We start from the raw sequence: 24,074 nt of genomic DNA on the forward strand, positions 1-24,074 counted from the left end.
TGTGAAATGCGAAGGTGGCGGAATTGGTAGACGCGCTAGCTTCAGGTGTTAGTGTCCTTAGGATGTGGGGGTTCGAGTCCCCCCCCTCGCACCACGACTTAAAGAATTGAACTAAAAATTCAAAAAGCAGTAAAACGGCGAGTAGCGCAGCTTGGTAGCGCAACTGGTTTGGGACCAGTGGGTCGGAGGTTCGAATCCTCTCTCGCCGACCAATTTTGAACCCCGCTTCGGCGGGGTTTTTTGTTTTCAGATTTTCCCTTCTTAGCCTTCACACCTGCGAATTTCCTGAAGTCTTAAAAAGTCCGAATACCTGGTTTTTGCAGTGCAATCGTGGCATGCGTTGTGCAATAATATGCGGGTAGATGCTCATTCCATCTCTTATGTTCGCCATCTGGCCTCATAAACTCAGGAATGATGCAGAGCCGTTTACGGTGCTTATCGTCCACAGACAGATGTCGCTCAAGCCTCATCAAACACCATGGACATAACGTTGAGTGAAGCACCCATTTATGTTGTCATACAGACCTGTTTAACGCCTGCTCCTTACCGAGCGGGCGTTTTTTTATGCATAAACAAAATCCTTCGAGCGACTTCTCGAAGGATTTTGTTTATACGATTGAAAAATATGTAGGCCCGGTAAGCGAAAGCGCCACCGGGCATTCAGGAGTTACTGCGGGGGATTGTTGTTCTGCAGCGTCAACATTAGGCCATCGCGGCGCATGGTGGCGGCTTCTTCCGGCTGGTGCAGTCTGTCCAGTGCGTCAGCAAGCCAGGCGTAGTCATAGGCATCCGGGCGCTGTTTGAGAGCGGCACGGAAGGCGAGCGTAGCTTCCTGCCATTCCCCATGCTTCATTAACGACTGACCCAGCGTACTCCACAGCAACGGGCGATCGCCCACGGCTTTAATCTGCTGGCGCAGCACTTTTTCTATCTGTTCCGGGTTATTGGTTTTCAGACGCGGGATCGGCAGCACCAGGCGGTCATCGTACTGACGTTTCAAACCATCAATGATGACCTGCTGAGCCGTATCGTGATCGTCACACTCAATCAGATGTTCAGCCATCGCTACCTGCAAAGCAACCTGATGACGGGTTTTACGGCTCTGGTTTTTCCACCATGCACGCAGCCCCTCGCTGCCCTGATCGGCGCGGACCTGATCCATCAAACCAACCCATGCCTGTTGTTCCAGCATGGCGCGGTGCTCGTCATCACCCACATGCGCTTTTGCCATGGATGGGATGATATCCAGCAAGGAGCTCCATGCGCCGGTGCGAATGTAAGCCTGCTCAGCCAGACGCAGTACTTCCGGATGACGTGGCGTCACTTCCAGCAGTTTGTCTACGCTGTGGCGTGCGGCGTGATTTTCATTGCGCGCCAGTTGCAGGCGAACGCGAGCGATTTCTACCGGGATCGTATCATTTCCGGCCAGTTCGGCAGCACGCTCAAGGTGTTGGTTGGCGCGCGCTTCGTCACCGCGCTGCTGCGCCGCTTCTGCCGCCAGCAGGTAATTCACTACCGGCTGTTCTGCATGATCGGCATTTTTCGACATCAGCTTCTCAACCTGCTGATAGTCACCTTCTGCCAGTTTGAGCAGCGCCTGTTCGGTCTGCTTACGGGCGCGACGACGCTTACGACCCACAAACCACCCACGGGTATGTGCGCCGGTGCGGAAAATTCGGCGCAACAGCCATTCAATCGCAAACAGGACGACCATGGCGACGATCAGGATGATCACCAGGCCCGTCACGCTGGTTTCGATATTGTAGTTATCCGTCTGGATCAGCACGTAACCCTGATGACCGGCTATCATCGGACCGACGACGATCCCGGCGATCAACAGCACAAAGAGCAACAATACTTTTAGCATCATTATTCTCCTTGCGGCGCGGTTGCCGGAGCGTCTGTCGAAGGCGCTGGCGCTGCTGCTACCGGTGCTGTGGCAGGCTGCGCCAGTAAATTACGTACGCGGGTCTGCATTAACTTGTCGAGAATAGCCTGGCTCTGCAGCGTTTCTGGAACATCCATACTGATGCTTTGCTGGCTCAGTTGGTCTACTTCTTCAAGGAACGCTTTGGTCGCTGCATCGTCGGTGTCGTAGTAAGCACGCACCCATGTGGAGACATTTTCCAGCGCCTGGCGGTATGTCTCTTCCTGATGACGCGGCACGGCCTGGGCAGCCACTAACAGGCGGGAACGGATATTTTCACGTAAGTAAACGTCCTGGTTCGGCGCCAGCAGCGGGACGGCGGTTTCATCACGACGGCGAATAGTGATAAAGCTGTCCATAAAGTTCTGCCAGCTTTTTTGCAGATTGACGCGCCATTCGCTAATTGAGCTGGAAAGCTCGCTGCTGTCTGAGTCCATTGGAGAATCGTCGGTGTCGTTGTCGGCCAGACGCAGGTTATCAATCTGATTAGAGAGCTGATTCACTTTCAGGATAATGCCGTCATAGTCGACCTGAGTCACCGCAGAGAGGCTCGCAATGTCGTCAGTAATCGCGCGACGGGCGGTAATTAAGCTCGGGTCGTTCATATCTGCCAGACTGGCGTCGGCGCTTTTCAACAGCGCCGCGGCGGTGGTGACGTCCTGATCGCTCCATAATTTGCGACCGGCCAGTTTCACCAGAAAATCAGCCTGCGCCAGCAGCCATGTGCCAGCATCGCTGCCGGAGATGGTGGCGACTTTTTGCTGGACTTCATCAAGCTGTTTGACCAGCGCGGCCTGCTGGCGAGTGGCTTCATCCAGCTGCGTTGCCTGCTGTTTAATAATACCTTCCAGCTCAGCTTTTTGGCTTTCCTGCGCTTTTTGCAGTGCCGTCAGCTGGTTCGCCAGCGCATCGCTGGTTGCCGTTTGTGTTGTTGCCTGTTGTTTCCCCCAGCCGTATAACCCAACGCCTGCAGCCAGCGCAATAGCAATCGCCACAGCGCTCAGAATCAGCGCCGTGCTGTTCTTACTCTTTTTTTCAGTATTAACTGGCTGTGACGTGGTTTCCACGGCCTCCCTGGTCTCTTCAACCACGGCGGAGGATTTTTCTTGTTCCGTCATTATGGCATCCCATTATGAGAGTTATTGTAATGCGCGTAGTAGCGCATCGTTGTCGGCGTTATCAGCGACCTTAATATCTTGCCAGCCCAGTTCCCGGGCGAGGTGCGCCAGACGCTCACTGACGACCAACAGCCGACAGCGTAGTAACCAGTGCTCACGATACCACTGCGGAATGAGCGACCAGAGCTGTTGTAGCATCTCTCCGCTGGTGACAACCACCGTGGTTACGCCACGGGATTGCCAGCGCATCGCTTCTTCCGCACCATCGTAATGTTTTGCACTGCGTTGATAACATTCACAAAAATCGATATCGGCTCCGCGTGCCGTCAGGGTATCACCTATCAGCTCCCGGCCACCGTTGCCGCGTAATATAAGCGCGCGTTTTCCCGCAATATTTTGTAATTCAGGTAATTGTAGCAAGACTTCGCTAATTTCCCGATCCAGAGGGTAGTGAATATTGAAGCCGCTAGCAGTATGCAGCGCCAGCGCCGTTGTTCGACCAATGGCAAAATATCGCGGAAGGGATGGCCAGCTTTTCTCTTGCTGGCGAAGTTCGGCATCTGCAAAGGTAACGGCGTGCTGCGAGAGGGCGAAGACCAGATCGTTCTCCGTCAGCGCCGACAGTCGGGAAGCAAGCGTTGCCAGTTCCCGACCAGGTGAAAACTCGATGAGCGGAAAACTCCAGGCCACCTGCCCCAGTGTGCGCAGTCGGCTCACTAACTCTTCCCCTGCGGGAGACGGGCGGGTGACCAGAATACTCATGCGGGGGCTTCTCCGTTATAAACTTCCGCCAGAATGGCGCGCGCACCGTTCTCCAGCAGTTCTTCTGCCAGAGATATACCCATCTGTTCGGCATCCTGTGTGGCGCCGCGACGTTCTCCGCATACCATCTGTGAACCGTCAGGCGCGCCGACCAGCGCACGTAGCCAAATCTCACCGTCGATGATTTCGGCATAGCTTCCAATAGGTACCTGACATCCCCCTTCCAGGCGGGTGTTCATGGCGCGTTCTGCTTTGACGCGTAGCGCGGTTTCTTCATGGTTGAGCGGCGCTAGCAGCGCCTGAGTGCGCATATCATCCAGTCGACATTCAATGCCTACTGCGCCTTGCCCGACTGCGGGCAGGGAGACTTCCGGCGGCAGAGCGGTGCGGACTCGCGACTCAAGACCTAAACGTTTTAATCCGGCGACCGCCAGAATAATGGCGTCATAATCGCCGTTATCCAGTTTGCTGAGGCGCGTGCCTACGTTGCCGCGCAGCGAACGGATGACGAGATCCGGGCGACGTTTTGCCAACTGGCACTGGCGGCGCAAACTGGATGTCCCGACGATGCTGCCTGCGGGGAGTTCATCCAGCGAGTTGTACTTATTTGAGACGAAAGCATCACGCGGATCCTCTCGCTCACAAATGGTGACCAGCCCAAGACCATCAGGGAATTCAACCGGCACATCCTTCATGGAATGCACAGCGATATCGGCGCGTTTTTCCAGCAGCGCGACTTCCAGCTCTTTAACAAACAACCCTTTTCCCCCGACCTTCGCCAGCGGGGTATCAAGGATCACATCGCCACGGGTTACCATAGGAACCAGCTCCACGATCAGACCGGGGTGGTTTGCCATTAAGGCGTCTTTGACATAATGTGCCTGCCAGAGCGCAAGGGGGCTTTGGCGTGTGGCAATTCTCAAAACATTGTCTAACATGCTTGTTACCGTCATTATCAATCATTGACCATCCTAACATCCTTATCAAAGGGATGTCAGCGTTACGCTCAAACGTAAGTGAGAGGAAAAGGCGCTGCATCATCACTGGCAGTGAATAATGACGAGAAACCTCCCGACCGTATGAAGGAATTTACACGTAACGAACGGTGCTACACTTGTATGTAGCGCATCTTTCTTTACGGTCAATGAGCAAGGTGTTAAATTGATCACGTTTTAGACCATTTTTTCGGCTGAACAGCATAAAAAAATATGGGCGAAAAACAGGTAACGGTTATTTTTGACATACGGTTTATCCGAATTGATGGCGATTATTGTGAGCGCTTGCGCCGCGGCAATCGACAACATGACGGATAGCAACATCAGGCGATACGTCTTGTACCTCTATATTGAGACTCTGAAACAGAGACTGGATGCCATAAATCAACTGCGTGTGGATCGCGCGCTTGCTGCCATGGGACCTGCCTTCCAGCAGGTATACAGTCTGCTGCCGACATTATTGCACTACCACCATCCGCTGATGCCGGGTTACCTCGATGGTAACGTTCCCAAAGGCATATGCTTTTACACGCCTGATGAAACCCAACGCCACTACCTGAACGAACTGGAACTGTACCGCGGTATGTCGCCGCAGGATCCTCCCAAGGGCGAACTGCCGATCACCGGCGTTTACTCAATGGGCAGCACCTCTTCGGTAGGGCAAAGCTGTTCCTCTGACCTTGATATCTGGGTCTGCCATCAATCCTGGCTGGATAGCGAAGAGCGCCAGCTGCTGCAGCGAAAATGTAGTCTGCTGGAAAGCTGGGCCGCCTCGCTGGGCGTGGAAGTCAGTTTCTTCCTGATTGATGAAAACCGTTTCCGTCACAATGAAAGCGGCAGTCTGGGTGGTGAAGACTGTGGCTCGACGCAGCATATCCTGTTGCTTGATGAATTCTATCGCACCGCTGTGCGCCTCGCGGGTAAACGTATTCTGTGGAATATGGTGCCGGGCGACGAAGAAGAGCATTACGACGATTACGTCATGACGCTCTACGCACAGGGGGTGCTAACGCCAAACGAATGGCTGGATCTCGGCGGGCTCAGTTCGCTTTCCGCCGAAGAGTACTTTGGCGCCAGCCTCTGGCAGTTGTACAAGAGTATCGACTCCCCGTACAAAGCGGTGCTGAAAACGCTGCTGCTGGAAGCCTATTCCTGGGAATACCCAAATCCACGCCTGTTGGCGAAAGATATTAAACAGCGCCTGCATGACGGCGAGATCGTCTCTTTTGGTCTCGATCCTTACTGTATGATGCTGGAGCGCGTTACCGAGTATCTCACGGCGATCGAAGATCCGACGCGCCTGGATTTAGTGCGTCGATGTTTCTACTTAAAAGTGTGTGAGAAACTGAGCCGTGAGCGCGCCTGCGTGGGCTGGCGTCGTGAAGTATTAAGTCAGTTAGTGAAAGAGTGGGGCTGGGATGACGCCCGTCTGACCATGCTGGATAACCGCGCTAACTGGAAGATTGACCAGGTACGCGAAGCGCATAACGAACTGCTCGATGCGATGATGCAGAGCTATCGTAATCTGATCCGCTTTGCGCGGCGCAATAACCTCAGCGTTAGCGCCAGTCCGCAGGATATCGGCGTGCTGACCCGTAAGCTGTATGCCGCGTTTGAAGCGTTGCCAGGCAAGGTAACGCTGGTGAACCCGCAGATATCTCCGGACCTCTCAGAACCGAATCTGACCTTTATCCATGTACCGCCGGGTCGTGCTAACCGTTCAGGTTGGTATCTCTACAACCGCGCGCCGAACATGGACTCGATCATCAGCCATCAGCCGCTGGAATATAACCGCTATCTCAACAAGCTGGTGGCGTGGGCCTGGTTCAACGGCCTGCTGACCTCGCGTACGCATTTGTTTATTAAGGGCAACGGCATTGTTGATTTGCCGAAGCTACAGGAAATGGTCGCCGACGTGTCGCACCACTTCCCGCTGCGACTGCCTGCACCAACGCCGAAAGCGCTCTATAGCCCATGCGAAATTCGCCATCTGGCGATTATCGTTAACCTCGAATATGACCCAACGGCCGCATTCCGTAATCAGGTGGTACATTTTGATTTCCGTAAGCTGGATGTCTTCAGCTTTGGCGAAGAGCAAAATTGCCTGGTAGGAAGCGTCGACCTGCTGTACCGCAACTCGTGGAATGAAGTGCGTACGCTGCACTTCAACGGCGAGCAGGCGATGATTGAAGCGTTAAAAACGATTCTGGGCAAAATGCACCAGGATGCCGCGCCGCCGGATAGCGTCGAAGTGTTCTGCTATAGCCAGCATTTGCGCGGTTTAATTCGCACCCGCGTCCAGCAACTGGTGTCTGAGTGCATCGAATTACGCCTCTCCAGCACCCGTCAGGAAACCGGACGTTTCAAAGCGCTGCGTGTTTCCGGCCAGACGTGGGGATTGTTCTTCGAGCGCCTGAACGTTTCGGTACAGAAGCTGGAAAACGCAATTGAATTCTATGGCGCGATTTCACATAACAAACTGCACGGGCTTTCCGTCCAGGTTGAGACCAACCATGTGAAACTGCCGTCGGTGGTCGACGGTTTTGCCAGTGAAGGGATTATTCAGTTCTTTTTCGAAGAAACGGGTGATGAGCAGGGCTTTAATATCTACATTCTGGACGAAAGCAATCGGGCCGAGGTGTATCACCACTGCGAAGGTAGCAAAGAGGAGTTGGTACGCGACGTCAGCCGTTTCTACTCATCGTCGCACGATCGTTTTACCTACGGCTCCAGCTTCATCAACTTTAACCTGCCGCAGTTCTATCAGATTGTGAAAACCGACGGGCGCGCGCAGGTGATTCCGTTCCGCACCCAGCCGATTAGCGCCGTTCCGCCAGCCAGTCAGGACAACGACACGCCGCTGTTACAGCAGTATTTCTCGTGAGTTAACTTGCCCGGTGGCGCGACGCTTACCGGGCTAAAGTAGGCCGGATAAGCAAAGCGCATCCGGCACTAAAGCTTAGCGGAAGCTCACCTCTTCACCCGCCTGCTGTGTTGCCGCTTGTTCCAACAGATCCCAGAACGTTTCGCCGCTTCGGTCGCAGATCCACTCGTCGCCTTTCAGGTCAAAGTGGTAGCCGCCTTGTTTGGTTGCCAGCCACACCTGGTGCAGCGGCTCCTGACGGTTAATGATAATTTTGCTGCCGTTTTCGAAGCTGATGGTCAGCACGCCGCCGTTGATCTCACAATCGATATCGCTGTCGCCATCCCAGTCATCCAGACGTTCTTCAATGGTCATCCACAGGGTGTCAGCAAGGCGATGAAATTCACTGTCGTTCATTTTCTTATCCTATTTTTCGTGATGCTCGCAGTATAACGTGGAATAAATCGCGATGCAGTTTTTAGCCAAACTCTTGCTTTTACGCCTTCTCCTGCGATGATAGAAAACAGAAAGCATGAACTTTACAGGCAATCCATAATGAAAAACGTGTTAAAGCCACTCGCTGTCATTTTTACTCTGTTCAGCCTGACGGGCTGTGGGCTAAAAGGCCCGCTCTATTTCCCGCCAGCTGATAAAACCGCGCCGCCTCCGACCAAGAGCGTTCAGCCGCAATCGCAATCCACCACGCCTGAGAAAAACGATCGTGGGATTAGTGATGGGCCTTCTCAGGTGAATTACTAACGGCAGGAATAGATTTTACATTTCTGTACCCGCGTGAACGGAGTGAATGATGCAATTCTCTAAAATGCATGGCCTTGGCAACGATTTTATGGTCGTCGACGCGGTAACGCAGAATGTCTTTTTCTCACCAGAGCTGATCCGCCGCCTGGCCGACAGACATCTCGGCGTTGGATTTGATCAACTGCTGGTGGTTGAGCCTCCGTATGATCCGGAGCTGGATTTCCACTACCGTATTTTTAATGCCGACGGCAGTGAAGTGTCACAGTGTGGCAATGGCGCCCGCTGTTTTGCCCGTTTTGTTCGCCTGAAAGGGCTGACTAATAAACGTGATATTCGCGTCAGTACCGCGAATGGTCGTATGGTATTAACCGTAACCGACGACGAGCTGGTGCGGGTGAATATGGGCGAACCCAATTTTGAACCCTCGCAGGTTCCTTTTCGCGCTAACAAAGCAGAGAAGACCTATATTATGCGCGCGGCCGAACAGACAGTATTGTGCGGCGTGGTTTCAATGGGGAACCCGCACTGCGTGATTCAGGTTGATGATGTTGATACGGCCACGGTAGAAACACTGGGACCGGTTCTGGAAAGCCACGAACGCTTTCCTGAACGCGCCAATATCGGATTTATGCAGGTGGTAAAACGCGAGCATATCCGACTGCGCGTCTATGAGCGCGGCGCGGGTGAAACGCAGGCCTGCGGCAGCGGTGCGTGCGCTGCCGTTGCGGTCGGTATCCAGCAGGGTCTGCTGGCGGAAGAAGTGAGGGTGGAATTACCGGGCGGTCGACTTGATATCGCCTGGAAAGGTCCGGGTCATCCGCTGTATATGACTGGCCCGGCGGCACATGTCTACGACGGATTTATTCACTTATGAAGCAACCAGGGGAAGAACTACAGGAAACGCTCATGGAGCTGGACGACCGGGCGGTCGTCGATTACTTGCAACGTAATCCTGAGTTTTTTATCCGTAATGCCCAGGCCGTTGAAGCGATGCGAGTTCCGCACCCAGTGCGGGGCACGGTCTCTTTAGTGGAATGGCATATGGCGCGGGCACGTAATCATATTAACGTGCTGGAAGAGAACATGGCGTTGTTGATGGAACAAGCCAACGCCAATGAAAGCCTGTTCTATCGTCTGTTAAATCTGCAAGGACGGCTGGTGTCGGCCAGCAGTCTTGACGACATGCTGATGCGATTTCATCGCTGGGCGCGTGAGTTAGGGCTGGCCGGAGCGACGGTTCGTCTGTTCCCGGATCGCTGGCGACTTGGCGCGCCATCAAAATTCACCCATCTGGCATTAAGCCGTCAGGCTTTTGAACCGCTGCGTATCCAGCGTCTGGGTCAGTCACAGCACTATCTTGGGCCGCTTAATGGTCCGGAATTGCTGGTCATGATGCCGGAGGCGAAAGCCATAGGCTCGGTGGCGATGTCGATGCTCGGGCAAGATGGCTCTCTGGGCGTGATGCTGTTTAGCAGCCGTGACGTTAATCATTACCAGCAGGGGCAAGGCACGCAATTGCTGCAGGAAATCTCGCTGATGTTGCCGGAGCTGCTGGAGCGCTGGATTGAACGCGTATGACCGATTCACCCTTTTCTCAGGATGTGGCGCGCTTTTTGCGCTATCTGGGCGTTGAGCGTCAGCTTAGCCCGATCACATTGCTTAATTATCAGCGTCAGCTTGATGCCATCATTGCGTTAGCCGGAGAGACCGGTCTGCAAAGCTGGCAACAATGTGATGCTGCGATGGTACGTAGTTTTGCTGTTCGCAGCCGTCGTAAGGGACTGGGGCCGGCGAGTCTGGCGCTGCGTCTCTCCGCGTTACGCAGTTTCTTCGACTGGCTGGTTAATCAGGGCGAGCTGAAAGCCAATCCGGCAAAAAGCGTTTCCGCGCCGAAAGCACCGCGTCATCTCCCTAAAAATATCGATGTCGACGATGTTAATCGTCTGCTGGATATCGATCTCAACGATCCCCTTGCCGTGCGCGATAGAGCAATGCTGGAAGTGATGTACGGCGCGGGTCTGCGTTTATCTGAGTTGGTTGGGCTGGATATTAAACATCTCGACCTCGACACCGGCGAAGTGTGGGTGATGGGTAAGGGCAGTAAAGAGCGTCGCCTGCCGATTGGCCGCAACGCGGTGGCGTGGATTGAGCACTGGCTGGATCTACGCGGGCTATTTGGCAGCGATGACGATGCGCTATTTCTGTCCAAACTGGGCAAACGTATCTCGGCGCGTAACGTGCAGAAACGCTTTGCTGAATGGGGTATCAAGCAGGGGCTGAACAGCCACGTACATCCCCACAAATTGCGTCACTCCTTTGCGACGCATATGCTGGAGTCGAGCGGCGATCTGCGCGGAGTGCAGGAGTTATTGGGTCATGCCAATCTCTCCACGACTCAAATCTATACCCATCTTGATTTTCAACACCTGGCTTCAGTGTACGATGCAGCGCATCCGCGCGCCAAACGGGGGAAATAATGCGTTTTTACCGGCCTTTGGGGCGCATTTCTGCGCTCACCTTTGACCTTGATGACACCCTTTACGATAACCGTCCCGTTATCACTCGCACCGAGCAGGAAGCGCTCGCGTTTGTACAGAATTACCATCCGGCGTTGAATTCGCTGCAAAATAGCGACCTACAGCGCTTACGTCAGGCCGTTCGCGACGCCGAGCCGGAAATATACCACGATGTTACCCAATGGCGTCACCGTGCCGTAGAGCGCGCTATGCTGGAGGCGGGGTTGTCAGCGGCAGAAGCCAGAATGGGGGCGAATGCGGCAATGATGAATTTTGCCAAATGGCGTAGCCGCATTGAAGTCCCGCAGACGACGCATGACACGCTGAAGGCGCTGGCCCGCAAATGGCCGCTGGTGGCGATCACCAACGGTAACGCGCAGCCGGAACTGTTTGGCCTGGGTGATTACTTTGAGTTTGTGCTGCGCGCCGGTCCCGACGGGCGATCAAAGCCCTTTAGCGACATGTACACGTTGGCGGCGGAAAAACTGAAAATGCCTGTGGGTGAGATTCTGCACGTGGGTGATGACCTGACGACGGACGTCGCGGGCGCCATCCGTTGTGGTATGCAGGCCTGCTGGATCAAACCGGAAAATGCCGACCTGATGCAAACCGCAGACAGTCGTTTGCTTCCGCATATCGAAATTTCACAGTTGGCATCTCTGACCTCGCTGATATAATCACCAGCAGAACTCTGTATATATACCCAGCTTTTTGGCGGATGGCGCTACGCTTATCCGCCTTACCTACTTTTACGCGGCGGTGCCAATGGACGTTTCTTACCTGCTCGACAGCCTTAATGATAAACAGCGTGAAGCGGTGGCCGCGCCACGCAGCAACATGCTGGTTCTGGCAGGCGCGGGGAGTGGTAAAACGCGCGTGCTGGTGCACCGTATCGCCTGGTTACTGACGGTTGAGAACAACTCGCCGTACTCCATTATGGCGGTGACCTTTACCAACAAAGCGGCGGCGGAAATGCGCCACCGTATCGGCCAGATCATGGGAACCAGCCAGGGCGGTATGTGGGTCGGTACATTCCACGGTCTGGCCCACCGTCTGCTGCGCGCGCACCATATGGATGCGAACCTGCCGCAGGATTTTCAGATCCTCGACAGCGAAGACCAACTGCGTTTGCTCAAGCGTCTGATCAAGGCGATGAACCTTGATGAGAAGCAGTGGCCGCCGCGTCAGGCGATGTGGTTCATCAACAGCCAGAAAGACGAAGGGCTGCGTCCGCACCACCTGCAAAGCTACGGCAACCCGGTTGAGCAAACCTGGCAGAAAGTGTATCAGGCTTACCAGGAAGCATGTGACCGCGCGGGGCTGGTGGATTTCGCCGAGCTGCTGCTGCGCGCTCACGAGCTGTGGCTCAACAAGCCGCATATCCTGCAGCACTACCGCGAACGCTTTACCAATATCCTGGTGGACGAATTTCAGGATACCAACAACATTCAGTATGCGTGGATCCGCCTGCTGGCGGGCGATACCGGCAAGGTAATGATCGTCGGCGATGACGATCAGTCAATCTACGGCTGGCGCGGAGCGCAGGTGGAGAACATCCAGCGCTTCCTCACTGACTTCCCCGGCGCAGAAACTATTCGCCTGGAGCAGAACTACCGCTCGACTAACAATATCCTCAGCGCGGCCAACGCCCTGATTGAAAACAACAACGGGCGTCTGGGTAAAAAACTGTGGACCGACGGCGTCGACGGCGAACCGATCTCGCTGTACTGCGCGTTCAACGAGCTTGATGAAGCGCGCTTTGTGGTCAATCGCATCAAGACCTGGCAGGACAACGGCGGAGCGCTGGAACAGTGCGCCATTCTTTATCGCAGTAACGCCCAGTCGCGCGTACTGGAAGAGGCGTTGTTACAGGCCAGCATGCCGTATCGGATCTATGGCGGGATGCGATTCTTCGAACGCCAGGAAATCAAAGATGCGCTTTCCTACCTGCGCCTGATTGCCAACCGCAATGACGACGCCGCGTTTGAGCGCGTGGTGAATACTCCGACGCGCGGGATTGGCGATCGTACTTTAGACGTGGTGCGTCAGACCTCCCGTGACCGCCAGCTAACACTGTGGCAGGCCTGTCGTGAGCTGTTGCAGGAAAAAGCCCTCGCGGGTCGCGCCGCCAGCGCCTTACAGCGCTTTATGGAGCTGATTGACGCACTGGCGCAGGAGACCGCCGATATGCCGCTGCACGTGCAGACTGACCGGGTGATTAAAGACTCCGGCCTGCGCATGATGTACGAGCAGGAAAAAGGTGAGAAAGGCCAGACGCGTATCGAAAACTTAGACGAACTGGTGACGGCAACGCGCCAGTTCAGCTACAACGAAGAAGACGAAGACTTAATGCCGCTGCAGGCGTTTCTGTCTCACGCCGCGCTGGAAGCAGGCGAAGGGCAAGCGGATACCTGGCAGGACGCGGTTCAGCTGATGACGCTGCACTCGGCGAAAGGTCTGGAATTCCCGCAGGTGTTTATCGTGGGGATGGAAGAAGGCATGTTCCCCAGCCAAATGTCGCTGGACGAAGGTGGTCGCCTCGAAGAAGAGCGCCGCCTGGCTTACGTCGGCGTAACCCGCGCGATGCAAAAGCTGACGCTGACCTACGCCGAAACGCGTCGTCTGTACGGCAAAGAGGTTTACCATCGTCCGTCGCGCTTTATCGGCGAACTGCCGGAAGCGTGCGTTGAAGAGGTTCGCCTGCGCGCCACGGTCAGCCGTCCGGTGAGCCATCAGCGGATGGGCACGCCAATGGCGGAAAACGATACCGGCTACAAGCTCGGTCAGCGCGTGCGCCATGCTAAATTTGGCGAGGGCACCATCGTTAATCTGGAAGGAAGCGGCGAACACAGTCGTTTGCAGGTCGCATTCCAGGGGCAGGGGATCAAATGGCTGGTTGCCGCCTACGCCAGACTGGAAACGGTATGATCGCCTGATGTCGCTGCGCTTATCAGGCCTACGCAGAACGTAATATTTTGATTTCCAGGCCGGATAAGGCCGAGCCGACATCCGGCAACCTGTCGGTTAATATTCTGAAATCATAGATAAATAATTCCCCTCTGCTAACCTTTCTGTATAAGGGGAAATTATTACTTTTTCGCCATCCGTTGCGTGTTGACGTCAAAATTTTGCTGGCGTAACATGCGCGCACGATTACGCTAAGAGGACATTCGCCTTGGACACACCCAGTAGATACTGGCTCATTATCCTGTCATCCAGGATCAACTCCTAAGGCTATCCCTTTTTGCTGATAGCCTTCGCGGTTGTCAGCGACCTTCTGTTTTTTTCCCGTCGCGCTGAGTCAGGCTGTTTAATGGTCTGAAACCCAATTTGTTTCTGTGTGCCCTCCGAACTGTCCGATAATTTTTTGCATTGGGAGTCCCGGTCATGCTGAGCGCATTTCAACTGGAAAACAATCGTTTAACTCGCCTTGAGGCAGACGAGATCGAGCACCTGGCCAGTTCGGTTTGGGTCGATTTAGTCGAGCCGGATGACGAAGAACGAAACCGTGTGCAAAAGGACTTGGGCCAGAATCTGGCTACGCGCCCTGAACTGGAAGACATCGAAGCATCCGCACGTTTTTTTGAAGACGAAGACGGTCTGCACATTCACTCCTTCTTCTTTTATGAAGATGCCGACGATCACGCGGGTAACTCAACCGTCGCATTTACCATTCGCGAAGGCCGCCTGTTTACCCTGCGCGAGCGCGAACTGCCGGCTTTCCGCCTGTACCGCATGCGTGCGCGTAATCAGGCGATGGTGGATGGCAACGCCTACGAGCTGCTGCTTGACCTGTTCGAAACCAAAATTGAACAGTTGGCGGATGAGATCGAAAACATCTACAGCGACCTGGAAAAACTCAGCCGTGTGATCATGGAAGGGCGTCAGGGCGATGAATATGACGAAGCGTTGTCGACGCTGGCGGAACTGGAAGATATCGGCTGGAAGGTTCGTCTGTGTCTGATGGATACCCAGCGCGCGCTAAACTTCCTGGTGCGTAAAGCGCGTTTGCCGGGCAGTCAGCTGGAGCAGGCGCGTGAGATCCTGCGCGATATCGAATCCCTGCTGCCGCATAATGAATCGCTGTTCCAGAAGGTTAACTTCCTGATGCAGGCGGCGATGGGCTTTATCAACATCGAGCAGAACCGCATCATCAAGATCTTCTCGGTTGTTTCTGTGGTATTCCTGCCGCCGACGCTGGTGGCTTCCAGCTACGGGATGAACTTTGAGTTTATGCCGGAATTGCACTGGAGCTTCGGTTACCCGGGCGCGATTGTCTTTATGATGCTCGCGGGTCTGGCGCCGTATCTGTACTTTAAGCGCAAGAACTGGCTGTAATCACTGTACTTTATCCGGCCTACGGCGATGTGCTTTTGTAGGCCGGATAAGCGAAGCGCCATCCGGCACTCCCCTAGCTCCGACGAACCCGTCGTTGCGTATAAATCGCATCCATCACGAAAATCGCCAGCGCCACCCAGATAAACGCAAACGTGACCATTTTATCCGTTCCCGGAACTTCACCATAGAAGGTGACGGCCAGCAGGAACATCAGCGTAGGCCCGATATACTGGAAGAATCCCAGCGTTGACAGACGCAGGCGGGTTGCCGCGCCGGTAAAGCACAACAGCGGAATGGTGGTCACGACACCCGCGGCAATCAACAGCAGGTTGAGCGACATGGGGTTTTGCCCCATATGGCTGGTTGAGCTGTCCGCAATGCCAAACAGATAGATGGCGGCGACAGGTAAAAGCCACAGGGTTTCGATCAGCATGCCGGTTTGTGCTTCGACAGCAATCTTCTTGCGCACCAGCCCATAGAACGCAAAGCTGAACGCCAGTCCCAGCGCGATTATTGGCAGCGATCCGAAGGTCCACAGCTGTACCAGCACGCCGCAGGCGGCTAACAGTACCGCCAGCCACTGCATGCGACGAAAGCGCTCACCGAGGAATAGCATTCCCAGCACAATATTCACCAGTGGGTTAATAAAATAGCCGAGGCTGGCTTCCAGCATATGGTGATTATTGACCGCCCAAATGAACAGCAGCCAGTTTCCGCCGATGAGCACTGCAGAGAGCGCCAGCAGGAAGATCTTCTTTGGCGTTTGTAGCAGCGTTTTGACACCTGACCACTGGCGGCTGATGCTCATCAGTACCACCATAAAGAAAAATGACCAGATGACGCGGTGCGTCAGGATCTCATCCGCCGGAACATAGTAAATCAGCTTGAAGTAGGCGGGAGCGATACCCCAAATAAAATAAGCAGCAAGAGCGAGTAGCACGCCCTGCCGCGTTTGTTTAGCATCCATCGGGAAAACTCATTGCAGAAATGTAACAGCAGTTTACCTTTTTTTAGGCACTTACCCCACCATATAAGTGGCGGTTGCGCTGGCAATATAAAGCTGTTCTTCGTTATGCAGTTCCACGCGCGCCACAGCGACTTTATTGCCCGCCCGCAGCAGGCTACTGGTGGCGGTAAAGCGGCTCCCTCTTCCGGGGCGCAGATAATCAACACGCAAATCGATTGTGCCCATGCGTGACATTCGCTGACGCAGTTCGTCCTCGCTGATCGTTTCATGGCGGGTCAGCGTACTCCCAACGCATACCAGCCCCGCGGCGACGTCCAGCGCCGAGGCGATCACGCCGCCATGCAGAATGCTTTGCGCCCAGTTGCCGACCATCATCGGTTGGTTATTAAAGGCTAATTGAGCAAATTCTTTCTCATAGCGTTCGAGCTCCAGTCCCAGCGCCCGGTTAAACGGCATATGATAGACAAACATTTCACCCACTAACTTCAGCGCTTCCTCAGCAGTAAGTACGGCAGACATACGATCCCTACATCTCAATGGTTAATGAAATGTTGATATTATGCTTATTATTTGTTGTTTTCTACTTTAGGACGGGATAACTAACGAGGAACTAGCTAAGTATGTAGAATACTTGCCAGATAATTATACAATTCATCAATATTTTGGTTCAGGAGAACATTACCGATGCGGGCGATTCTGGGATGGTTACTACCAGCAATTATGCTGCCGTTGACCGCGTATGCGCAGGAAGCGACAGTGAAAGAGATTCATGATGCACCGGCGGTTCGTGGCAGTATTATCGCCAATATGCTGCAGGAACATGACAACCCTTTCACGCTTTATCCGTATGACACCAACTATCTTATTTACACCAATACCAGCGACATGAACAAAGAGGCGATCAGCAGTTATAGCTGGTCCGAAAATGCGCGCAAAGATGAGGTTAAGTTTCAGCTAAGCCTGGCGTTTCCGCTCTGGCGCGGGATATTAGGCCCAAACTCGGTACTTGGCGGTTCCTATACCCAGAAGTCCTGGTGGCAGCTTTCGAACAGTGAAGAGTCTTCACCGTTTCGCGAAACCAACTACGAACCGCAATTGTTCCTCGGTTTCGCCACAGACTATCGCTTTGCCGGTTGGACGCTTCGTGATGTCGAAATGGGTTATAACCATGACTCCAACGGCCGATCCGATCCCACTTCACGTAGCTGGAACCGTCTTTATACCCGTCTGATGGCTGAAAATGGTAACTGGCTGGTGGAAGTTAAGCCGTGGTACGTGATTGGTAGCACCGACGATAACCCTGATATCACTAAATACATGGGCTACTATCAGCTGAAAATGGGGTATCACCTGGGTGACGCGGTTATCAGCGTGAAAGGCCAGTACAACTGGAATACCGGCTACGGCGGCGCAGAGCTGGGGGCCAGTTACCCCATCACGAAGCATGTGCGTCTATACACTCAGGTCTACAGTGGTTACGGCGAATCGCTGATTGACTACAACTTCAATCAGACGCGTGTTGGTGTGGGCGTGATGCTCAACGATATCTTCTGATAAGTATTGAGAGTATTTTAATCATTGCAGTTTCTCTCTCAGGCGCTGAAAATAGCGCCTGTTTTTATTTCGGGCGAATGGGGTTAATGTGGCGCAGGCGGAAGTGTTGAATCTGGAAATGGGCGCTAAACAGGTTTTGCAGGAAACCTTTGGCTACCAACAGTTTCGCCCCGGTCAGGAAGAAATCATTGATACCGTGCTCTCTGGTCGCGACTGCCTGGTCGTTATGCCGACCGGCGGCGGTAAATCCCTGTGCTATCAAATTCCCGCGTTATTGCTAAACGGACTCACCGTTGTCGTTTCCCCGCTGATTTCCCTGATGAAAGATCAGGTCGATCAACTGCTGGCCAACGGCGTGGCGGCGGCGTGCCTGAATTCTACTCAAAGTCGTGAACAGCAGCTTGAGGTGATGGCGGGCTGTCGCAGCGGGCAGATTCGCTTACTGTATATTGCGCCCGAACGCCTGATGCTGGATAACTTCCTTGAGCATCTGGCGCACTGGAATCCGGTGCTGCTGGCGGTTGATGAAGCGCACTGTATTTCGCAGTGGGGGCATGATTTCCGCCCCGAGTACGCTGCGCTGGGCCAGTTACGTCAGCGTTTCCCAACCCTGCCGTTTGTGGCGCTGACCGCGACCGCGGATGAGACAACCCGGCTGGACATTGTGCGTCTGCTGGGACTGAACGATCCGTTAATTCAGATCAGCAGCTTTGACCGCCCGAACATTCGCTACATGCTGATGGAGAAGTTTAAGCCGCTCGATCAGCTGATGCGCTACGTGCAAGAGCAGCGCGGTAAGTCTGGCATTATCTATTGTAACAGTCGCGCCAAAGTCGAAGACACCGCCGCGCGTCTGCAAAGCCGTGGCATCAGCGCCGGGGCTTATCATGCCGGGCTGGAAAATGCCGTACGCGCCGAGGTGCAGGAGAAATTCCAGCGTGATGACCTACAAATCGTAGTGGCGACCGTGGCGTTCGGTATGGGGATCAACAAACCTAACGTACGCTTCGTGGTGCATTTCGATATTCCGCGCAACATTGAATCCTATTACCAGGAAACCGGCCGCGCCGGGCGTGATGGCCTGCCTGCGGAAGCGATGCTGTTTTACGATCCGGCTGATATGGCATGGCTACGCCGCTGCCTCGAAGAGAAACCCGCTGGGCAACTGCTGGATATCGAACGTCATAAGCTCAATGCGATGGGGGCGTTTGCCGAGGCGCAGACCTGTCGTCGTCTGGTGCTGCTGAACTATTTTGGCGAAGGGCGTCAGGAACCGTGTGGTAACTGCGACATCTGCCTCGACCCGCCAAAACAGTACGACGGACTCATGGATGCGCGCAAAGCGCTGTCGACGATTTACCGTGTTAACCAACGCTTCGGCATGGGGTACGTCGTGGAAGTGCTGCGCGGAGCGAATAACCAGCGTATTCGCGAACTGGCTCATGACAAACTGCCGGTCTATGGCATTGGTCGCGAGCAAAGCCACGAACACTGGGTGAGCGTTATTCGCCAGCTTATTCACCTGGGCCTGGTGACGCAGAATATTGCTCATCACTCCGCGTTACAGCTAACCGAAGCCGCGCGTCCGGTGTTGCGCGGTGACGTTGCGTTACAGCTTGCTGTACCGCGTATTGTGGCGCTGAAACCGCGTGCGATGCAGAAATCCTTCGGTGGTAACTACGACCGCAAACTGTTCGCCAAATTGCGTAAGCTGCGTAAAGCCATTGCCGACGAAGAGAACATTCCGCCGTACGTGGTGTTCAACGACGCCACACTGATTGAAATGGCGGAGCAGATGCCGGTTTCACCGAGTGAAATGCTAAGCGTCAACGGTGTGGGGATGCGGAAACTTGAGCGTTTCGGTAAAGAGTTTATGGCGCTTATTCGCGCACACGTTGATGGTGACGACGAAGAGTAGTCAGCCGGGCAAAAAAGTGCCAGGATGGTGACTCACTGAACTATTCCCCCGCGAGTCATTTTTATGTTAACGCTATTTTTCACCGTTGCGTTGGTGCATATCGTTGCGCTGATGAGCCCCGGTCCCGATTTCTTTTTTGTTTCTCAAACTGCGGTTAGCCGTTCGCGCAAAGAAGCTATGATGGGCGTGCTGGGCATTACCTGCGGCGTCATGGTCTGGGCTGGCGTGGCACTGCTCGGCCTGCATCTGATTATCGAAAAAATGGCCTGGCTGCATACCATTATTATGGTTGGCGGGGGGCTGTATCTGTGCTGGATGGGTTATCAGATGCTGCGCGGCGCGTTTAAAAAACAGGATGTTGCAGCGCCCACTCCGCAGGTGGAGCTGGCGCAGAGCGGACGCAGCTTTTTGAAAGGTCTGCTGACCAACCTGGCGAACCCTAAAGCCATTATCTATTTTGGCTCCGTCTTCTCATTGTTCGTTGGCGACAACGTGGGAACGGGCGCGCGTTGGGGGATCTTTGCTCTGATTATCGTGGAAACGCTGGCGTGGTTTACCGTGGTCGCCAGCCTGTTTGCTCTGCCAAAAATGCGTCGTGGCTATCAGCGTCTGGCGAAGTGGATTGATGGTTTTGCCGGCGCGCTGTTCGCGGGCTTCGGTATCCATCTGATTATTTCGCGCTAAGTATGTTGCCCGCCTGGGACTCCCAGGCGGTATGCGGCTTATTGCGCAAGCTTCTGTAATTCGTCCTTCGAAAGGCCGGTCATTTCCATAATTGCATCGGTATCAAGACCCCGCTTTAGCATCGCTTTTGCTATGTCCAGTATGGCAATACGTTTGCCCTCTTCGCGGCCTATCTGCTTTAGTTGATCCGCCATTGTCATCAGTTTGTCTCCATGCTGCGGCACACGCTGTGCCAGCTTATACAATAATGTCTGAACATCTTGTGTATTCCCTGCTTGCACCATGTAGTTTACCAGTACGGTTATTTGTTGTCCGCTCATCTTCTCCAGCATAAACAGGCGGGTAAGTTTATCCAGCAACTGCGCCATGTCGCGCTGGCGAATGTGTTTTTGTACTAATGTCAGCGCTGCCATACTGCGATGCTGCATGATCTCATCATCTGGAATAACCGTCACATCCACCAACGGAAATGGTGTGCTGTAAAGTTGAAGGGCGATCGCTGAATCCTCAAAGTGATCCAACCAGTTCATCGAACCTTGCCAGGGGCTTTGCTTGCCATGGTAAAAGAGCACTGGAATAACCAGCGGCAGAGTGTCGTTTCCCGCCTCAAGATGACGTTGCATCGCTGCGATAGCGTAGCGCATCAGGCGAAATGACATATGCTTGTCTGGTGAGCTTTGATGCTCAATGAGCACGTGTACATAGCCATGCCCGCTGGTGGTTTCCAGTGAGTAGAGAATATCGCTGAAATAGGGACGCAGATCGTCCTCCACAAAACTGCCTGATTCCAGACGGAGCGTTTCCAGTTTGCAGATTTTGATCAACGAGGGCGGAAGATGAAGTTCGATAAAGTCCCGCGCAGTTTCCACGCGGGAGAGGAAGGTCTTAAATACTGCATCATGTGGTGTTGTTACTTCCGCCATCGTTAATCATCCGTGAAAGGTGAATGTGGCGGAATTCTGGCATTAGCAATCAACGTCTAACAGTACAGAATAAAAGGCTTTTCTCCCTTTGCGGCAAAGTACGGAAAGTCATGTTCAGACGCTCATACTGTTAGCATTTCATTGCGAGCGTCGTTCCATTTGCTAGGCATGCCTTGCCGATGCCAGCAGGGCGCCTATCAGCATAAACAGCGAACCGAACACTTTGTTCAGCGCCTTCATTTGTTTTGGCCCTTTAATCCAGCCAGCAATGCGCGTGGCCAGCGTCGCGTAACCGATCATCACAATGATATCGACCACGATGGTCGTGACGCCAAGCACCACGTACTGCATCAACTGCGGTTCCTGCGGCAGGATGAACTGTGGGAACAGAGCGGCAAGAAAAACTATGCTCTTAGGATTGGTCAGATTAACAAAGACCGCGCGTTTGAACAGCCGGCTGCGCGATTGCGTATTCGCCATGGTATTCAGATCGATAGCACCCGCCGCCCGCCATTGTTGAATACCCAGCCAAATCAGATAGGCCGCTCCCGCCCACTTCAGCACCTCAAATGCGATCACCGAACGTGAAAATAGCGTTCCCAGTCCTACGCCAACCAGAACGATATGAATACCCAACCCGGTCTGCAAACCCGCAATCGACGCGCTGGCACCGCGATATCCGTGGCTGATGGCGGTGGTCATGGTATTGATTGCGCCAGAGCCTGGGGACAAGCTCAAAATAATAGAGGTCAGCAGGTAGGCGAACCACCATTCAAAGGTCATGAGAAACTCCCGGATTGTCTATTTTTATGCCACAATACGCTACTGCCGTTAGGTTGTGTCAGTGACGGCGAAAAAAACGATTTTACTTGGTCAGCGAGGCTGGATACCCGATGTTTCAGCAGCAAAAAGACTGGGAAACAAGAGAAAACGCGTTTGCTGCTTTTTCCATGGGGCCACTGACAGATTTCTGGCGTCAGCGGGAAGAAGCGGAATTTACGGGCGTGGATGATATTCCCGTACATTTTGTTCGTTTTCATGCAGAAAAAAACGATCGCGTCATCGTCGTCTGTCCTGGACGCATTGAAAGCTACGTGAAATACGCTGAACTGGCGTATGACCTGTTTCATTCTGGTTTTGACGTTCTCATTATCGATCACCGTGGCCAGGGGCGTTCCGGGCGTATGCTTTCGGATCCGCATCGCGGTCATGTCGATAACTTTAATGATTATGTCGACGATCTAACCGCCTTCTGGCAGCAGGAAGTGCTACCCGGCCCATGGAGAAAACGCTATATCCTGGCGCATTCAATGGGCGGGGCGATTGCGACGTTATTCCTGCAACGCCACCCGAATCAGTGTGATGCCATCGCGCTTTGCGCACCGATGTTTGGTATTGTGATGCGCTTTCCCGACTGGATGGTGCGCCATATACTGGACTGGGCCGAAGGGCATCCGCGGATCCGCGAAGGCTATGCGATGGGAACCGGGCGCTGGCGGGCGCTGCCGTTCGGTATGAATGCGTTAACCCATAGTCGACAGCGCTATCGGCGCAATCTGCGCTTCTATGCTGATGAGCCGCGGTTGCGCGTTGGCGGTCCCACCTATCACTGGGTACGTGAAGGGATTCTGGCTGGCGAACAGGTTTTGGCTGGCGCCGGGGATGATGCGACGCCGACGCTGCTGATTCAGGCTGAAGAAGAGCGTGTGGTAGATAACCGCATGCACGATCGTTTTTGTGAACTCCGCGCTGCAGCGGGCCATCCTGTAGAAGGGGGGCAGCCGCTTGTCATCAAAGGCGCGTACCATGAGATCCTTTTTGAAAAGGACGCCATGCGCTCAGTTGCGCTTAACGCTATTGTCGAATTTTTCGACAAGCATAACTCATCCAGCGGAACCCGCTTTGCCTAGAGGTTGAATTTTCTTATGTATCAGGTTGTTGCGTCTGATTTAGACGGTACGCTGCTTTCTCCCGACCATACTCTGTCCCCTTATGCCAAAGAGACGCTGAAGTTATTGACCGCTCGCGGCGTTAACTTCGTGTTTGCGACTGGCCGTCATCATGTTGATGTGGGGCAAATTCGCGATAACCTCGGCATTAAAACCTACATGATCACGTCCAACGGCGCGCGCGTGCATGATTCTGACGGGAATCTGGTGTTTTCCCATAACCTGGATCGCGATATTGCCAGCGACCTGTTTGGCGTAGTGAATGCAAACCCGGACATCGTGACCAACGTATATCGTGATGATGAGTGGTTTATGAATCGCCATCGTCCGGACGAAATGCGTTTCTTCAAAGAAGCGGTGTTTAACTATTCACTGTTTGAACCTGCATTACTGGAGCCTGAGGGCGTCAGCAAAGTGTTCTTCACCACCGACTCTCACGAAAGGCTACTGCCGCTGGAGCAGGCGATTAACGCCCGCTGGGGCGATCGCGTCAACGTCAGCTTCTCTACGCTTACCTGTCTGGAAGTTATGGCTGGCGGCGTATCGAAAGGTCATGCGCTGGAAGCGGTAGCAAAAGCGATGGGCTACAGCCTGAAAGACTGCATCGCCTTTGGCGACGGGATGAACGATGCGGAAATGCTCTCCATGGCAGGTAAAGGCTGCATCATGGGCAACGCCCACCAGCGCCTGAAGGATCTGCACCCGGAACTGGAAGTCATTGGTCTTAATGCCGACGATGCCGTGCCACACTATCTGCGTGAACTGTTTTTGTAGTAACCTACTGTTCGTTAGTTGACCAGT

At 53.9% G+C, this 24,074-nt stretch carries 23 protein-coding genes and 2 tRNA genes; 16 read left to right on the forward strand and 9 right to left on the reverse strand.

The window, feature by feature from the left end; genetic code table 11:
• Positions 1–8 precede the first annotated feature (8 nt).
• Both OGX89_RS16795 and OGX89_RS16800 read left to right on the forward strand, forming a co-directional pair.
• Positions 9–94, forward strand: a tRNA-Leu gene (locus OGX89_RS16795).
• Between the two features lie 41 nt (positions 95–135).
• A tRNA-Pro gene (locus OGX89_RS16800) sits at positions 136–212 on the forward strand.
• Positions 213–667: 455 nt separating this feature from the next.
• Here the strand turns inward: OGX89_RS16800 and hemY are convergent.
• From hemY to hemC, 4 genes are read right to left on the reverse strand one after another with little or no spacing between them, the layout of a single operon-like run.
• The gene (gene hemY, locus OGX89_RS16805) at positions 668–1,867 is read right to left on the reverse strand and encodes a protoheme IX biogenesis protein HemY (protein WP_048215221.1); all 1,200 of its coding nucleotides are present in this window, start codon (positions 1,865–1,867) and stop codon (positions 668–670) included.
• A gap of 2 nt (positions 1,868–1,869) precedes the next feature.
• Complete coding sequence (hemX, locus tag OGX89_RS16810) at positions 1,870–3,045, reverse strand: uroporphyrinogen-III C-methyltransferase (RefSeq protein ID WP_003828975.1); 1,176 nt, start codon at positions 3,043–3,045, stop codon at positions 1,870–1,872.
• A gap of 21 nt (positions 3,046–3,066) precedes the next feature.
• The gene (hemD, locus tag OGX89_RS16815) at positions 3,067–3,807 is read right to left on the reverse strand and encodes a uroporphyrinogen-III synthase (RefSeq protein ID WP_126957723.1); all 741 of its coding nucleotides are present in this window, start codon (positions 3,805–3,807) and stop codon (positions 3,067–3,069) included.
• Complete coding sequence (gene hemC, locus OGX89_RS16820) at positions 3,804–4,745, reverse strand: hydroxymethylbilane synthase (protein WP_003828972.1); 942 nt, start codon at positions 4,743–4,745, stop codon at positions 3,804–3,806. The genes hemD and hemC overlap by 4 nt, the downstream gene beginning before the upstream one ends.
• 394 nt (positions 4,746–5,139) lie before the next feature.
• Here hemC and cyaA point away from each other — a divergent pair, with 394 nt between their 5' ends.
• Positions 5,140–7,686 (forward strand): class I adenylate cyclase, encoded by a 2,547-nt coding sequence (gene cyaA / locus OGX89_RS16825; protein ID WP_032934207.1) that lies wholly within the window; start codon positions 5,140–5,142, stop codon positions 7,684–7,686.
• A gap of 75 nt (positions 7,687–7,761) precedes the next feature.
• On the opposite strand, the gene cyaY is transcribed toward cyaA, so the two are convergent.
• Positions 7,762–8,082: an iron donor protein CyaY gene (cyaY, locus tag OGX89_RS16830; protein WP_003828967.1), complete on the reverse strand. Its 321-nt coding sequence runs from the start codon at positions 8,080–8,082 to the stop codon at positions 7,762–7,764.
• A gap of 138 nt (positions 8,083–8,220) precedes the next feature.
• On the opposite strand from cyaY, the gene lptM reads away from it, so the two are divergent.
• The 8 genes from lptM (at position 8,221) to corA (ending at position 15,278) form a co-directional block, all read left to right on the forward strand.
• Positions 8,221–8,424: an LPS translocon maturation chaperone LptM gene (gene lptM, locus OGX89_RS16835; protein WP_003017937.1), complete on the forward strand. Its 204-nt coding sequence runs from the start codon at positions 8,221–8,223 to the stop codon at positions 8,422–8,424.
• 49 nt (positions 8,425–8,473) lie between these two features.
• The gene (gene dapF / locus OGX89_RS16840; protein WP_003017933.1) at positions 8,474–9,298 is read left to right on the forward strand and encodes a diaminopimelate epimerase; all 825 of its coding nucleotides are present in this window, start codon (positions 8,474–8,476) and stop codon (positions 9,296–9,298) included.
• Complete coding sequence (locus tag OGX89_RS16845; protein WP_008787084.1) at positions 9,295–10,002, forward strand: DUF484 domain-containing protein; 708 nt, start codon at positions 9,295–9,297, stop codon at positions 10,000–10,002. The genes dapF and OGX89_RS16845 overlap by 4 nt, the downstream gene beginning before the upstream one ends.
• Positions 9,999–10,901, forward strand: a complete 903-nt coding sequence (gene xerC, locus OGX89_RS16850; RefSeq protein WP_003828960.1) for a tyrosine recombinase XerC — start codon at positions 9,999–10,001, stop codon at positions 10,899–10,901. The genes OGX89_RS16845 and xerC overlap by 4 nt, the downstream gene beginning before the upstream one ends.
• Positions 10,901–11,617: a 5-amino-6-(5-phospho-D-ribitylamino)uracil phosphatase YigB gene (gene yigB / locus OGX89_RS16855; RefSeq protein ID WP_032945701.1), complete on the forward strand. Its 717-nt coding sequence runs from the start codon at positions 10,901–10,903 to the stop codon at positions 11,615–11,617. The genes xerC and yigB overlap by 1 nt, the downstream gene beginning before the upstream one ends.
• 88 nt (positions 11,618–11,705) lie before the next feature.
• Positions 11,706–13,868 carry a DNA helicase II gene (gene uvrD / locus OGX89_RS16860; RefSeq protein ID WP_003828957.1) on the forward strand — a complete coding sequence of 721 codons (2,163 nt, stop codon included), beginning with the start codon at positions 11,706–11,708 and terminating at the stop codon, positions 13,866–13,868.
• 247 nt (positions 13,869–14,115) lie between these two features.
• Positions 14,116–14,172 (forward strand): YsgD/CorL family protein, encoded by a 57-nt coding sequence (ysgD, locus tag OGX89_RS16865; RefSeq protein WP_212723238.1) that lies wholly within the window; start codon positions 14,116–14,118, stop codon positions 14,170–14,172.
• 155 nt (positions 14,173–14,327) lie between these two features.
• On the forward strand, positions 14,328–15,278 hold the full coding sequence (corA, locus tag OGX89_RS16870; RefSeq protein WP_003017920.1) for a magnesium/cobalt transporter CorA: 951 nt from the start codon (positions 14,328–14,330) through the stop codon (positions 15,276–15,278).
• A gap of 73 nt (positions 15,279–15,351) precedes the next feature.
• Here the strand turns inward: corA and rarD are convergent, their stop codons facing one another.
• Complete coding sequence (rarD, locus tag OGX89_RS16875; RefSeq protein ID WP_003828953.1) at positions 15,352–16,245, reverse strand: EamA family transporter RarD; 894 nt, start codon at positions 16,243–16,245, stop codon at positions 15,352–15,354.
• 51 nt (positions 16,246–16,296) lie between these two features.
• Positions 16,297–16,764 (reverse strand): acyl-CoA thioesterase YigI, encoded by a 468-nt coding sequence (yigI, locus tag OGX89_RS16880; protein WP_003828949.1) that lies wholly within the window; start codon positions 16,762–16,764, stop codon positions 16,297–16,299.
• A 165-nt stretch (positions 16,765–16,929) separates the two neighbouring features.
• Between yigI and pldA the strand changes: the two genes are divergently transcribed.
• The 3 genes from pldA (at position 16,930) to rhtC (ending at position 20,401) form a co-directional block, all read left to right on the forward strand.
• Positions 16,930–17,799, forward strand: a complete 870-nt coding sequence (pldA, locus tag OGX89_RS16885; RefSeq protein ID WP_003828947.1) for a phospholipase A — start codon at positions 16,930–16,932, stop codon at positions 17,797–17,799.
• A gap of 88 nt (positions 17,800–17,887) precedes the next feature.
• Positions 17,888–19,717 carry an ATP-dependent DNA helicase RecQ gene (gene recQ / locus OGX89_RS16890; RefSeq protein ID WP_008787089.1) on the forward strand — a complete coding sequence of 610 codons (1,830 nt, stop codon included), beginning with the start codon at positions 17,888–17,890 and terminating at the stop codon, positions 19,715–19,717.
• Between the two features lie 63 nt (positions 19,718–19,780).
• Positions 19,781–20,401: a threonine export protein RhtC gene (rhtC, locus tag OGX89_RS16895; RefSeq protein ID WP_003828942.1), complete on the forward strand. Its 621-nt coding sequence runs from the start codon at positions 19,781–19,783 to the stop codon at positions 20,399–20,401.
• Between the two features lie 38 nt (positions 20,402–20,439).
• Here the strand turns inward: rhtC and OGX89_RS16900 are convergent, their stop codons facing one another.
• Positions 20,440–21,324, reverse strand: coding sequence for an Rpn family recombination-promoting nuclease/putative transposase (locus OGX89_RS16900; RefSeq protein WP_126957721.1), 885 nt, complete (start codon positions 21,322–21,324; stop codon positions 20,440–20,442).
• Positions 21,325–21,486: 162 nt separating this feature from the next.
• Entirely contained in the window at positions 21,487–22,107 is a 621-nt protein-coding gene (rhtB, locus tag OGX89_RS16905; RefSeq protein WP_003828938.1) for a homoserine/homoserine lactone efflux protein, read from the reverse strand.
• Positions 22,108–22,217: 110 nt separating this feature from the next.
• Between rhtB and pldB the strand changes: the two genes are divergently transcribed.
• Both pldB and yigL read left to right on the forward strand, forming a co-directional pair.
• Complete coding sequence (pldB, locus tag OGX89_RS16910) at positions 22,218–23,234, forward strand: lysophospholipase L2 (RefSeq protein ID WP_003017911.1); 1,017 nt, start codon at positions 22,218–22,220, stop codon at positions 23,232–23,234.
• 15 nt (positions 23,235–23,249) lie between these two features.
• Positions 23,250–24,047, forward strand: coding sequence for a sugar/pyridoxal phosphate phosphatase YigL (gene yigL, locus OGX89_RS16915; RefSeq protein ID WP_003828932.1), 798 nt, complete (start codon positions 23,250–23,252; stop codon positions 24,045–24,047).
• Positions 24,048–24,074: the final 27 nt, after the last annotated feature.

The organism is Citrobacter sp. Cpo103 (genome assembly GCF_030332605.1).
Taxonomy (GTDB): domain Bacteria; phylum Pseudomonadota; class Gammaproteobacteria; order Enterobacterales; family Enterobacteriaceae; genus Citrobacter; species Citrobacter portucalensis.